The organism is Ciceribacter thiooxidans (genome assembly GCF_014126615.1).
Taxonomy (GTDB): Bacteria; Pseudomonadota; Alphaproteobacteria; order Rhizobiales; family Rhizobiaceae; genus Allorhizobium; species Allorhizobium thiooxidans.
On the sequence record NZ_CP059896.1, the window covers coordinates 2,205,971 to 2,218,465 of the forward strand.

Below are 12,495 nucleotides of genomic sequence, written 5' to 3' on the forward strand. Positions count from 1 at the left end.
AAGGAGAAAACACAATGGCTGATGCATCCTCTGCTCCGGCACGCCGCCCGTTCCACCGCCGTCGCAAGACCTGCCCCTTCTCGGGCGCGAACGCACCGAAGATCGACTACAAGGACGTTCGTCTCCTGCAGCGCTACATTTCCGAGCGCGGCAAGATCGTTCCGTCCCGTATCACGGCGGTTTCCCAGAAGAAGCAGCGCGAACTGGCCAAGGCCATCAAGCGCGCCCGCTTCCTCGGCCTGCTGCCCTACGTCGTAGCGTAATCCGACATTGTTCCGCCGGCTTCGGCCGGCGGAACCGCCCTTCCGCGATGGGCGCGGATCGGCACCCTTGAAAACCCATGTTGGGGACCGGACGTTCACAGATCGAATCCGGATCTTCCCCTAACTGCTTCGAAAAGCAGGACAGCGACGTGAAACAGGTGAATGCGACATTGCTGCTGACCGGCGTTCTCGCCGGCATTACCGCCGTCCTGCTGGTGCTGGGCGCGAACGCGCAGCCGTCGTTTGCCTCTCTCCTCTACGCGGCGTCTGCCCTTCCCGTTCTCATCGTCGGCCTCGGCTGGGGCAACATCGCTGCGATCACCGCGGTCATCACCGCTGCGGTCATCGGCGCGGTCGCCGTCTCGCCGCTCTTCGCCTTCGCAATGGCGATCTTCACCCTGCTGCCGGCGGGCTGGCTCAGCCATCTTGCGAACCTCGCGCGCCCGGCTTCCGAGCTCGGCGGGCCGCAGAACCTGATGGCGTGGTATCCGCTCTCCGACATCCTGCTGCATCTCTGCTCGCTGGTCGCGCTCGCCGTCGTCGCGCTGGGAATCATGATCGGCTACGGCCCGGATCTGGTCGGCCAGATGGTCGATGCGCTGCTGCAGTCGGTCCAGGGCGGAGAGAACCCCGCACTGGCGCCGGATGCCGCAAGCGTCGCGCAGCTGAAGCGCATGATGCTGACCATGCTGCCGGTCGTGCAGGGCGGCACCTGGGTACTGATGCTCTTCTCCGCCTATTATGTCGCCGTGCGGGTCGTCGCCGCTTCCGGCCACGGCCTGCGCCCGCGCGAGGACATCCCCTCGGCCCTCAGGATGAACCGCAACGCGCTCTTCGTCTTTCTCGCCGGCATTCTCGCGACGTTCTACGGCGGCGTTCCGGCGCTGGTCGGCGCCACCGTTTGCGGCGCCTTCGGTGCCGGCTTCCTCCTCGCCGGCTTCGCCTCCCTGCACCTGCGCACCCGCGGCAAGGACTGGCGCGTGCCGGCGCTGGTGCTCGCCTACATCTCGGCGCTGCTTCTGCTGCCCGCCTTCTTCATTCTCGTCCTCGGCCTGTCGGATACCCGGCGGACCGTGGCGCTGACGCCGGCGCGATCCGCCGACAAACCCGACAACACCGACACCTGAACTTGAGACTGAAAGGAAACGAAAATGGAAGTCATTCTTCTCGAACGCATCGCCAAGCTCGGCCAGATGGGCGAAACCGTGAAGGTTCGCGACGGCTTTGCCCGTAACTACCTCCTGCCGCAGGGCAAGGCGCTGCGCGCCAACGCCGCCAACAAGTCCCGCTTCGAAGCCGAACGCGCCACGCTGGAAGCCCGCAACCTCGAGCGCAAGTCGGAAGCCCAGAAGGTCGCCGACGCCCTCTCCGGCAAGTCCTTCGTCGTCGTCCGTTCGGCCGGCGAAACCGGTCAGCTCTACGGCTCCGTCGCCGCTCGTGACGTCGTCGACATCCTGGCCGCCGAAGGCTTCAACGTTTCGCGCAACCAGGTCGAGCTCAACCAGCCGATCAAGTCGATCGGCCTTCACCAGGTCACCCTGCACCTGCACGCCGAAGTCGAACTGGCGGTCGAGCTCAACGTCGCCCGCTCGGCCGAAGAAGCCGAACGCCAGGCCAAGGGCGAAAGCCTGACCTCCGCCGACGCGATCTACGGCGTCGACGAAGACGCCCTGCGTCCGGAAGACTTCTTCAACCCGGACGCCGAGCTCGAAGGCGAACAGGAATAATATCCGACGCAAGCCGGATTTGGACGCCCGGGCCCCTGTGGCCCGGGCGTCTTCTTTTGCGAAAAAGCCGACGCCCGCAGGGGCCGAAAAATTCGCCGCCGGCACACTCCGCACGGTGTAGAATTGGTCCTGCCGGGCGATTCGCCCACGCCTGCAGACGCGGCAAGAAGAATCCCGCCGGACTGCGCGGAATTCTTTCGGCCTGTGGATAAAAGGGACAACTGCCGGCATACGCCGTCCGCCGCGCGAGCGAGCGTGGAATCGCCCGATTGCTGTTGACTATCCTGTCGTCGACCGCCAAACCGGTTGGCTGTCGACGAGCACGAACGAGGGAAACGGTAGCCCGCAATGAACGACGCTGTGCGCAAGATCACGCCCCCCCAGCAGGCCGAGCCGCTCTATCGCGAAGCGCCGAACAACATCGAGGCCGAACAGGCGCTTCTCGGGGCGATCCTGGTCAACAACGACGCCTATTACCGCGTCTCTGACTTCCTGAAGCCCGTCCATCTCTACGAGCCGCTGCACCGCAAGATCTTCGAGGTTGCCTCGGAGATCATCCGCATGGGCAAGACGGCGAACCCGGTCACCATCAAGACCTTCCTGCCGGCCGAGGAGAAGGTCGGCGACCTGACGGTGGCGCAGTATCTCGCCCGCCTCGCCTCCGAGGCGGTGACGATCATCAACGCCGAGGACTACGGCCGCGCGATCTACGATCTGGCACTGCGCCGCGCGCTGATCCAGATCGGCGAGGACGTCGTCAACATCGCCTATGACGCGCCGCTCGACATGCCGCCGCAAGCGCAGATCGAGGATACCGAACGCCGCCTGTTTGAACTCGCCGAGAACGGTCGCTACGACGGTGGCTTCCAGGCCTTCAGCGATGCGGTGGCACTCGCCGTCGACATGGCGGGGGCCGCCTTCGAACGCGACGGCAATCTCTCCGGCATTTCCACTGGCATCCATTCGCTCGATTCGAAGATGGGCGGCCTGCAGCGCTCCGACTTGATCATCCTCGCCGGCCGTCCGGGCATGGGCAAGACCTCGCTTGCGACGAACATCGCGTGGAACATTGCGGCATCCTACGAGCCGGAGGTCATGCCCGACGGTTCCTTCAAGGCCCGGAACGGCGGCGTCGTCGGCTTCTATTCGCTCGAAATGTCGTCCGAACAGCTCGCCACCCGTATCATGTCCGAGCAGACCGAGGTCTCCTCGTCGAAGATCCGCCGCGGCGACATCACCGAGCACGACTTCGAAAAACTCGTCGGCTTCTCGCAGACCATGCAGAAGGTGCCGCTTTATATCGACCAGACCGGCGGCATCTCGATCGCCCAGCTCGCCGCGCGCGCCCGTCGCCTGAAGCGCCAGCGTGGCCTCGATTGCCTGGTGGTCGACTACGTACAGCTGATGACCGGCTCCAAGAAGGCCGGCGAGAACCGCGTGCAGGAAATCACCGAGATCACCACCGGCCTCAAGGCGCTCGGCAAGGAACTCAACGTGCCGATCGTCGCGCTCTCGCAGCTCTCCCGTCAGGTCGAAAGCCGCGACGACAAGCGCCCGCAGCTCTCCGACCTGCGTGAATCGGGCTCGATCGAACAGGACGCGGACGTCGTGCTCTTCGTATTCCGCGAGGAATACTACGTGAAGAACATGGAGCCGCGCGATCCCGCCGACCCGAAATATACGGAATGGGAATCGCAGATGGACAAGGTCAAGGGCACGGCCGACGTCATCATCGCCAAGCAGCGCCACGGACCGACCGGCACCGTCAAGCTCGCCTTCCAGGCCGAATACACCCGCTTCGCCGACCTCGCGGACCCGAGCTTCACGCAATACGAGGAGCACTGAGCGGGGGAACCCGCTCTCAGAGCCCCACTGCCCGCAACACCGCGACGGCGGCGACGCCGAGGGCGGTTGCGGCGAGCAGCGGCAGGCGGAGCGCCGCAAGGGCGGTGACGGCTGCGGCGATCGTCTCCGCCGGTCCGGTGGCGAGTGCGGTGGGTGCGACGACCGCCATCAGTACCGCCGGCGGGATCGCCTCCATCGCCCGCTTCTGACGCCGGTCGAGCGTCAGGAAAGAGAAGAGGACCAGCCCGCCGACACGGGTGGCGGCGGTTGCGACCGCCATTGCGAGGATCGCGAGAAAGGTCTGCGGATCGAGCGTCATGCCGTGACCTCCTCGTGTTCGGGCATGAGGACGGCCGCGGCGACGCCGGCCAGTGCGCCGGCGAGGATATACCAGACACCCAGTACGGCCGCGTGCACCAGCACCGCCGACAGCCCGCTTGCTATGAGCACAAGTCCGGTACGCGCCCCCTTCCAGAAATTCATCACCAGCACGATAAAGACGGCGCAGAAGACGAAATCGAGGCCGGTGACGGCCGGGTCGCCGAGGAAGGCACCGGCGAGCGAACCGGCAAGACCCGACGCCACCCAGGCGAGGTAGAAGGGAATGACTGCGCCGGCGTACCAGAGCGGCGTGAGCCTCGCGCTCGCCGCGTGGGTTTCGGCGACCGCCCAGCCCTCGTCGGTCAGGAAGAGCACCGAGAGATACTTCCGCCAGCCGGGAAAATGCCCGAGCTTCGGCGCCAGCGACGCGCTCATCAGCACGTGGCGGATGTTGACCAGGAAGGCGGAGATGCCGAGTGCCGCCCAGCTCGCCGGATGCGTCCAGATGTCCATGGCGACGAATTGCGAGCCGCCGGCGAAGACCAGCGCGCTCATCAGTGTCGCCTCCAACGGCGAAAGGCCGTTGCCCGCCGCTGCCGCCCCGAAGACGAGGCCGATCGGGATCACCGCTGTGATCAGCGGCGCCATGCGGCGCATGGCAGAGAAGACTTCGGCGGCGCGGCCGCCACGATGGTCCGGCATGTCAGGCATCCTGTTTGTCGATGAGACCCTGCTCATAGGCAAAGGGGACGAACGGGTCTTGAAGGAAAGTGATCAGCCCTTGCGGAACTGTCCGGGTGTCACACCGGTGCGCGACTTGAAATGCCGGCTGAAATGCGCCTGGTCGGCAAAGCCGCAATCGAGCGCGACATCGGCGATCGGCCGCCCGAGCCGCAAGAGGGTGCGTGCCTGCCGCACCCTTACATCGGTCAGGAAAGCATGCGGGGTGATATGGAATTCCTTGCGGAAGGCGCGGATCAGGTGCGCGCGCGACAGGCTGGCGGTTGCCGCGAGTTCATCGAGGCCGACGTCTTTCGCGAAATTCTCCGTCAGATAGTCGCGCACTCGCCAGACGGCGGTGCGCTCGCGCGTATCGACGGGCGAGATGCGCCGGCTGCCGTGACGGACGAAGATCGCCGCAAGCACCGAAAACATGCTCTCCTCAGCCTCGAGCGCGCCGACATTGTTTTCCAGCGCAAGGTGCGCCCGGTGAAAGGCCTGCGCCAGTTCCGGGTCGAGCGGCGTGCCGCGGGCGAAAGCGGGCGTCCCGTGACACGCCTTGCCGGTCACATCTTCGAGGACATCGCGGTAGAGCGTCTCACCCGGATAGATCATGCGGTAGCGATAGCCTTCGGCGCCCGGCGCGCCGTCATGCACGACCTCCGGGTTGATGAGGTAGAGATGGCCGGGGCCGGTCTCCTCGCGGCTGCCGCGGATGCGGGCGATCTGGCTGCCGCTCTCGATAGCGCCGATCGAGAAGGTGTCGTGGGCGTGCGGGGCGTATTCATGGGTGCGGAAGGTGGCGCTCAGGCACTCCATGCCCGCAAAGCGACCGTCGCGCCAGAAATTGGTGCGTTCGGCCATCGTCAGCGGCATGCCGCTCGCCGCTTCTGTCTGCGAAACGTTGTGCATCGCGAAATATTACCGCACGCGACCATTCCAGTCTTGAACAAAAGTGATAGGGTCGGCCTGTGCCGGGTCGCCTTGCCGACCCTTTCCGCTTCTCCCCCTACGATGCATAGTGCCAGATGACCGCTCTTACCGAAATCCCGGAGCTTCCCGAAGACTTTCTCAACGCGCCGCTGCGGCTCACCGTGGATCTCGGCGCGCTCGCCGACAACTGGCGCGACATGGCGCGGCGCTCCGGCAGTGCGCGTACCGCCGCGGTCGTGAAGGCGGACGCCTACGGCATGGGCATCGAGGATGCCGGCATCACGCTCTACGAGGCCGGCGCGCGCGACTTCTTCGTCGCCGTCCCGTCGGAAGGGGCGACACTTCGCGCCTATGCGCCGGATGCGCGCATCTTCGTGCTCTCCGGCCTCTGGCCCGGTGCCGAACAGACCTTCTTCGAGAACGATCTCGTGCCGGTGATCGCCTCCGAGGAACAGCTCGCGTTGTGGATGGCGGCAGTCTCCGAACGCGGCGACCACCCCTGCGCGCTGCATGTCGATACCGGCTTCAACCGGCTCGGCCTCAGCATGAAGGAAGCCTTCGAACTGGCCGGCGACGTATCGCGCCCGGCGAGCTTTTCGCCGGTGCTCGTGCTCAGCCATCTCGCCTGTGCGGACGATCCGTCGTCACCGATGAACCGCCGGCAACTGGAGTCTTTCCGCGAGGTTAGCGCCGCTTTCGAAGGGATCGAATCAAGTCTTTCAGCTTCTGCTGGAATCTTCCTCGGGTCCGATTACCACTTCGACCTCACCCGTCCGGGCATCGCACTCTACGGTGGCGAGGCCGTCAACAGTGTCAAAAACCCGATGCGCCCGGTCGCTAAGGCCGAAGCCCGCATCCTCCAGGTCCGCGAGGCGGCGGCGGGCGAGACGGTGAGCTATGGCGGCACCCTGACGCTTGCCCACGACAGCCGGCTCGCGATCGCCTCTGTCGGCTATGCCGACGGTTATCTGCGCAGCCTCTCGGGCACCGGCGTGCCGCTGCGTGACACCGGCATCCCCGGCGCCTTCGGCTTCATTGCCGGCAGACGCGTGCCGGTCGCCGGTCGCGTCACCATGGATCTGACGATCTTCGACGTCACCGACCTGCCGGCGGGCGCCGTCAGGGCCGGCGACTATGTCGAGCTTTTCGGCCCGAACATGCCGGTCGACGAGGTCGCCCGCGCCGGCGGCACGATCGGCTACGAAATGCTGGTCGGCCTCGGCCTGCGCTACGAGCGACACTATCTGGACGCCGAATGAGACGCCGCAAGGCTTGCATTCAGACCGGTCTTCCGCCTATCTCTGGCGCATGATTCACATTTTGTTCCGCTGAACGGAGCAGATGTTCGAACAGCGGAAGAGTGAGCATGGCCAAAGCCCGAACCCAATTCGTCTGCCAGAACTGCGGCACCGTTCATACCCGCTGGGCCGGCAAGTGCGACGGCTGCGGTGAGTGGAACACCATCGTCGAGGAAGACCCGATGGGCGGCATCGGCGCAGGCCCCGGCAAGGTGCCGAAGAAGGGTCGGCCGGTGACGCTCACCTCGCTCTCCGGCGAGATCGAAGAGGCGCCGCGCATCCCGACCGGCATGGCCGAGCTCGACCGGGCGACCGGCGGCGGTTTCGTGCGCGGCTCGGCGGTGCTGATCGGCGGCGACCCGGGCATCGGCAAGTCGACACTACTCATGCAGGCGGCAGCCGCGCTCTCCCGCAAGGGCCAGCGCGTCATCTACGTCTCGGGCGAAGAGGCGGTCGCGCAGGTCCGGCTGCGGGCACAGCGCCTGCATGCGGCCGAGACTGATGTGCTGCTCGCCGCCGAGACCAATGTCGAGGACATTCTGGCGACGCTCGCCGAGGGCAAGCGGCCGGACCTCGTCATCATCGATTCCATCCAGACGCTGTGGAGCGACACCGCCGATTCGGCACCCGGAACGGTGACGCAGGTGCGCACCGGCGTGCAGGCGATGATTCGTTTCGCCAAGCAGACCGGCGCCACCATGGTGCTCGTCGGCCATGTCACCAAGGACGGCCAGATCGCCGGCCCCCGCGTCGTCGAGCACATGGTCGACGCGGTTCTCTACTTCGAGGGCGACCGTGGCCACCACTATCGCATCCTGCGCACGGTCAAGAACCGCTTCGGCCCGACCGACGAGATCGGCGTCTTCGAAATGTCGGACCGGGGCCTGCGCGAGGTCGCCAATCCGTCCGAGCTCTTCCTCGGCGAGCGCAACGAAAAAGCCCCGGGAGCCGCCGTTTTTGCCGGCATGGAGGGCACGCGACCGGTGCTCGTCGAGGTGCAGGCGCTGGTCGCCCAGACCTCGCTCGGCACGCCGCGACGCGCCGTCGTCGGATGGGATTCCTCCCGCCTGTCGATGATCCTCGCGGTGCTTGAGGCCCATTGCGGCGTGCGGCTCGGCAGCCACGACGTCTACCTCAATGTCGCCGGCGGCTATCGCATCTCGGAACCGGCCGCGGACATGGCCGTCGCCTCTGCCCTGGTTTCCTCGCTGGCCGGACTTGCCCTTCCCGCCGATTGCGTCTATTTCGGCGAGGTCAGCCTGTCCGGCGCCGTCCGGCCGGTTGCGCACACGGCCCAACGGCTGAAGGAGGCAGAAAAGCTCGGTTTCGCGCGGGCGGTGCTCCCTTCGGCCTCGCCCGATCTGCCGAAAGGCACGGCGGGGCGGTGGAGCGAGATCGAAAGCCTTCCCGACCTGGTCGCGCGCATCGCCGGGTCCAGAGTGAAGGCCGGAGAGGAGATGGACGGCAATTGATCCTTTTTCGGCCGCAATGCGGTGTATGGGATCACCGAACGCGATGACGATCACGCAGGCCGGGGCCGGCCGTCTTGGAGTTGATTTAGATGCCCATCACTATTTTTGACGGTATTGTCATCGGCGTAGTCCTGTTTTCCGCCGTTCTCGCCATGGTTCGCGGTTTCTCCCGCGAAGTGCTTTCGATCGCAAGCTGGGTCGGCGCCGTCGCCGCCGCCTATTACCTGCATCCGCTGGTGCTTCCCTACATCAAGAACTACACGAGCGACGAGCGCATCGCGCTTGCCGGTGCCGCCGGCATCGTCTTCCTGATCGCGCTGATCGTCATCTCCTTCATCACGACGCGCATCGCCGACTTCATCATCGACAGCCGCATCGGCGCGCTGGACCGCACGCTCGGCTTCCTCTTCGGTGCCGCCCGCGGCATTCTGCTGCTGGTGGTCGCAGTCGCCTTCTGGAACTGGCTGATCGACGTCAAGCATCGCCCGGACTGGGTCAACAACGCCAAGTCGAAGCCCTTCCTCGACGCGCTGGTGCTGAAGCTCGAAGCGGTGCTGCCGGAAGACATCGAGCCGCAGCTGCGCGCCCGCATCCTCGGCAAGGACGAGGCGGACGGCGAAGCGCCGGCCGAGCAGGCGCCCGCAGACCAGGCACCGACCGGACAGGCGGCGCCATCGCAGACCCTCGCTCCGCCGGCAGAAACGACGGCACCGGCCGAAAACTGACGGGCAGCGGCGGCTGCCGCTTCCTATATAGGACGTGAAAGACAAATCGGGCGCCGTCGGAGCGGGATCATCCGGCGAAAGCGCCCCGAGAACCGTGTATAGTGTACCTGCCCCGCACCGAGCAAAGGCCTGCTTCCATGAACCAGTCTGATTTCAACTCCCTCGAAGACGGTCTCGACGGCGACACCCTGCATGAGGAATGCGGGGTGTTCGGCATTTTGGGACACCCCGACGCGTCGACGCTGACGGCGCTCGGCCTGCACGCGCTTCAGCACCGGGGCCAGGAAGCGGCCGGCATCGTCTCCTTCGACGGCCAGCAGTTCCACACCGAAAAGCACATGGGCCTCGTCGGCGACCATTACACCGATCCGGTGACGCTGGCGAAGCTGCCGGGCACGGTCGCGATCGGCCACACCCGCTATTCGACGACCGGCGAAGTGGCGCTCCGCAACGTGCAGCCGCTCTTTGCCGAACTGGAAGAAGGCGGCATCGCCATTGCCCATAACGGCAATTTCACCAACGGGCTCACGCTTCGCCGGCAGATCATCGCCACCGGCGCGATCTGCCAGTCGACCTCGGACACCGAAGTCGTGCTGCATCTCATCGCCCGCTCGCGTCATTCATCCACGGCCGACCGCTTCATCGACGCCATCCGCCAGATGGAAGGCGGCTATTCGATGCTGGCGATGACCCGCACGAAGCTGATCGCCGCCCGCGACCCGATCGGCATCCGGCCGCTCGTCATGGGCGAACTCGACGGCAAGCCGATCTTCTGTTCGGAGACCTGCGCGCTCGACATCATCGGCGCGAAGTTCATCCGCGACGTTGAGAACGGCGAGGTCATCATCTGCGAAATCCAGCCGGACGGCTCCATCACCGTCGACGCCCGCAAGCCGGCGAAGCCGCAGCCGGAGCGGCTCTGCCTGTTCGAATACGTCTATTTCGCCCGTCCCGATTCCGTGGTCGGCGGCCGCAACGTCTACATGACCCGCAAGAACATGGGCATGAACCTCGCCAGGGAAGCCCCGGTCGAGGGCGACGTCGTGGTACCGGTTCCGGACGGCGGCACGCCAGCCGCCCTCGGCTACGCTCAGCAGAGCGGCATCCCGTTCGAATACGGCATCATCCGCAACCATTATGTCGGCCGCACCTTCATCGAGCCGACCCAGCAGATCCGCGCCTTCGGCGTGAAGCTCAAGCATTCCGCCAACCGTGCGATGATCGAAGGCAAACGCGTCGTGCTGGTCGACGATTCGATCGTGCGCGGCACCACCTCGCTCAAGATCGTGCAGATGATCCGTGATGCCGGCGCCAGCGAAGTGCACATCCGCGTCGCCTCGCCGATGATCTTCCATCCCGATTTCTACGGCATCGACACGCCGGACGCCGACAAGCTGCTCGCCAACCAGTATGCCGATGTCAATGCCATGGCGAAGTATATCGGCGCCGACTCGCTCGCCTTCCTGTCGATCGACGGGCTCTACAAGGCGGTCGGCGGAGCACCGCGCAATCCGGAGCGGCCGCAGTTCACCGATCATTACTTCACCGGCGACTATCCGACCCGCCTCCTCGACCGGGAAGGCGAAAAGGTCGGCCGCAAGGTTTCCATGCTGGCCAGCAACGGGTGATGGACGCAGCCACCCTCCCCTTGAGGGGGAGGGTCGAACCGAAGGTGGGAGGGTGACCTCTTCTTTCGGAGCCGCTCACCCCCACCCGCAGCTACGCTGCGACCTCCCCCCTCAAGGAGGAGGTAAAGTGCAGGCCCACACCGCCTGAATTCCTATCGTCGGTGTCGCATTGCACCGCTTCTCCGGGAGACTTCACAGATGACAATCGACCTCAAGGATCGTATCGCGCTCGTGACCGGCGCATCGCGCGGCATCGGCTATCATACCGCGCTCGAACTCGCCAAGGCCGGCGCGCATGTCATTGCCTGCGCGCGCACCGTCGGCGGGCTCGAGGAACTCGATGACGCGATCAAGGCCGTCGGCGGTTCGGCGACGCTGGTGCCCTTCGACCTCGCCGACATGCAGGCGATCGACACGCTCGGCGCCTCAATCTTCGAGCGCTGGGGCAAGCTCGACATCCTCGTCGCCAATGCCGGCATCCTCGGCGTCATCTCGCCGATCGGCCATGTCGAGGCGAAGGTCTTCGAAAAGGTAATGGCGATCAACGTCACCGCCACCTGGCGGCTGATCCGCTCGGTCGAGCCGCTGCTCGTCAAGTCCGACCAGGGCCGCGCGGTGATCATGTCCTCGGCAGCCGCCCACAAGTGCCGACCCTTCTGGGGCCCCTACTCCGCCTCCAAGGCCGCCGTCGAGGCACTCGCCCGCACCTGGGCCGGGGAAACGCAGCGCCTGCCGCTGCGCGTCGTCTCGGTCGATCCGGGCGCCACCCGCACCGCCATGCGCGCCCAGGCCATGCCCGGCGAAGACCCGTCGACGCTGCCGCATCCATCCGAGGTCGCCGCCCGGATCCTGCCGCTCTGCGGTCCGGAACTCACCGAGACCGGCAAGCTCTTCGTCGTGCGCGAAAACCGCCTCGTCGACTACCGCATGCCGGAGTGACGGCAAAACCGGCCTCGGCGATCGTTACCCTGATCGGAGTGTCGCGCATCCGCCCGTGGACTTGCGACGTGCCCGCCGTAAAATTCGGACCATAATTGGTAGAGACGGCGCGGGAGCCGCCGTTTCCCTTTCCTTTGCCGTCGGGTGCGGTAGGTTCCGAACCACCGCCAGAACAGGAGAGAACCAGCCAATGCCGTCCCTGAAATATGCGCTTGTCGCCCTTTTCCTTGCCGCAGGCCCGGCCCTTGCCGACGACCTCGCGGCCCTCAGCACGACGGCCAGCAGCATCACCGGCGACATCAGCTTCGACGATTACGAGATCGTCTTCGGAAACGGCGAGAAACTGGTGTTCGAAGACCTGATCGCCGATCACTTCACCGTCGACGGCAAGGATGTCCCCGCCTCCGTCTACAGCGTCAAGGGAGCGCAAAATCCGGAGCTCCTCAACGGCAATCGCCTCTGCGGGGAAAGCCCGGTCACCTATGTCGCCTCCTGGCTCGACGGTGACGTCACCATGCTCGCGGTGTTCGAGACGCCCGAGGCTCCGGAAAGCAGCGACGGCATGTGTGCGCTCTACACCTATGTCTATCCCTGAGGGCACTCTCCGGCGACCGCTCGCCCACT

The 12,495-nt window shown here is 65.7% G+C and carries 13 protein-coding genes; 10 read left to right on the forward strand and 3 right to left on the reverse strand.

The features are described 5' to 3' along the window. Positions 1-14: 14 nt before the first annotated feature. From rpsR to H4I97_RS10695, 4 genes are all read left to right on the forward strand, one after another. Entirely contained in the window at positions 15-263 is a 249-nt protein-coding gene (rpsR, locus tag H4I97_RS10680; RefSeq protein WP_112686882.1) for a 30S ribosomal protein S18, read from the forward strand. Positions 264-412: 149 nt separating this feature from the next. Then, on the forward strand, positions 413-1,390 hold the full coding sequence (locus H4I97_RS10685) for a DUF2232 domain-containing protein (RefSeq protein ID WP_182304606.1): 978 nt from the start codon (positions 413-415) through the stop codon (positions 1,388-1,390). Positions 1,391-1,414: 24 nt separating this feature from the next. Further along, a complete protein-coding gene (gene rplI, locus H4I97_RS10690; RefSeq protein ID WP_182304607.1) occupies positions 1,415-1,990 on the forward strand; it encodes a 50S ribosomal protein L9 in 576 nt (191 codons plus the stop codon). Positions 1,991-2,338: 348 nt separating this feature from the next. After that, positions 2,339-3,835 (forward strand): replicative DNA helicase, encoded by a 1,497-nt coding sequence (locus tag H4I97_RS10695; RefSeq protein WP_182304608.1) that lies wholly within the window; start codon positions 2,339-2,341, stop codon positions 3,833-3,835. Positions 3,836-3,851: 16 nt separating this feature from the next. Here H4I97_RS10695 and H4I97_RS10700 read toward each other — a convergent pair whose 3' ends face one another. The 3 genes from H4I97_RS10700 to H4I97_RS10710 all read right to left on the reverse strand — a co-directional run bounded on the left by H4I97_RS10700 (position 3,852) and on the right by H4I97_RS10710 (position 5,788). Next, positions 3,852-4,154 (reverse strand): AzlD family protein, encoded by a 303-nt coding sequence (locus H4I97_RS10700; RefSeq protein ID WP_182304609.1) that lies wholly within the window; start codon positions 4,152-4,154, stop codon positions 3,852-3,854. Then, positions 4,151-4,858 (reverse strand): AzlC family ABC transporter permease, encoded by a 708-nt coding sequence (locus H4I97_RS10705; RefSeq protein WP_182304610.1) that lies wholly within the window; start codon positions 4,856-4,858, stop codon positions 4,151-4,153. Before H4I97_RS10705 ends, H4I97_RS10700 begins: the two co-directional genes overlap by 4 nt. A gap of 72 nt (positions 4,859-4,930) precedes the next feature. Continuing rightward, positions 4,931-5,788: an AraC family transcriptional regulator gene (locus tag H4I97_RS10710; RefSeq protein ID WP_182304611.1), complete on the reverse strand. Its 858-nt coding sequence runs from the start codon at positions 5,786-5,788 to the stop codon at positions 4,931-4,933. A 116-nt stretch (positions 5,789-5,904) separates the two neighbouring features. Between H4I97_RS10710 and alr the strand changes: the two genes are divergently transcribed. The 6 genes from alr (at position 5,905) to H4I97_RS10740 (ending at position 12,466) form a co-directional block, all read left to right on the forward strand. After that, positions 5,905-7,068, forward strand: coding sequence for an alanine racemase (gene alr, locus H4I97_RS10715; RefSeq protein ID WP_182304612.1), 1,164 nt, complete (start codon positions 5,905-5,907; stop codon positions 7,066-7,068). Positions 7,069-7,175: 107 nt separating this feature from the next. Beyond that, entirely contained in the window at positions 7,176-8,579 is a 1,404-nt protein-coding gene (radA, locus tag H4I97_RS10720; RefSeq protein WP_182304613.1) for a DNA repair protein RadA, read from the forward strand. 89 nt (positions 8,580-8,668) lie between these two features. After that, positions 8,669-9,304 (forward strand): CvpA family protein, encoded by a 636-nt coding sequence (locus tag H4I97_RS10725; protein WP_182304614.1) that lies wholly within the window; start codon positions 8,669-8,671, stop codon positions 9,302-9,304. 137 nt (positions 9,305-9,441) lie between these two features. Continuing rightward, positions 9,442-10,932 (forward strand): amidophosphoribosyltransferase, encoded by a 1,491-nt coding sequence (gene purF, locus H4I97_RS10730; protein ID WP_182304615.1) that lies wholly within the window; start codon positions 9,442-9,444, stop codon positions 10,930-10,932. A 198-nt stretch (positions 10,933-11,130) separates the two neighbouring features. Next, the gene (locus tag H4I97_RS10735; protein ID WP_182304616.1) at positions 11,131-11,871 is read left to right on the forward strand and encodes an SDR family NAD(P)-dependent oxidoreductase; all 741 of its coding nucleotides are present in this window, start codon (positions 11,131-11,133) and stop codon (positions 11,869-11,871) included. A 190-nt stretch (positions 11,872-12,061) separates the two neighbouring features. Continuing rightward, positions 12,062-12,466: a hypothetical protein gene (locus tag H4I97_RS10740; protein WP_244658623.1), complete on the forward strand. Its 405-nt coding sequence runs from the start codon at positions 12,062-12,064 to the stop codon at positions 12,464-12,466. The last annotated feature ends 29 nt before the right edge of the window (positions 12,467-12,495 follow it).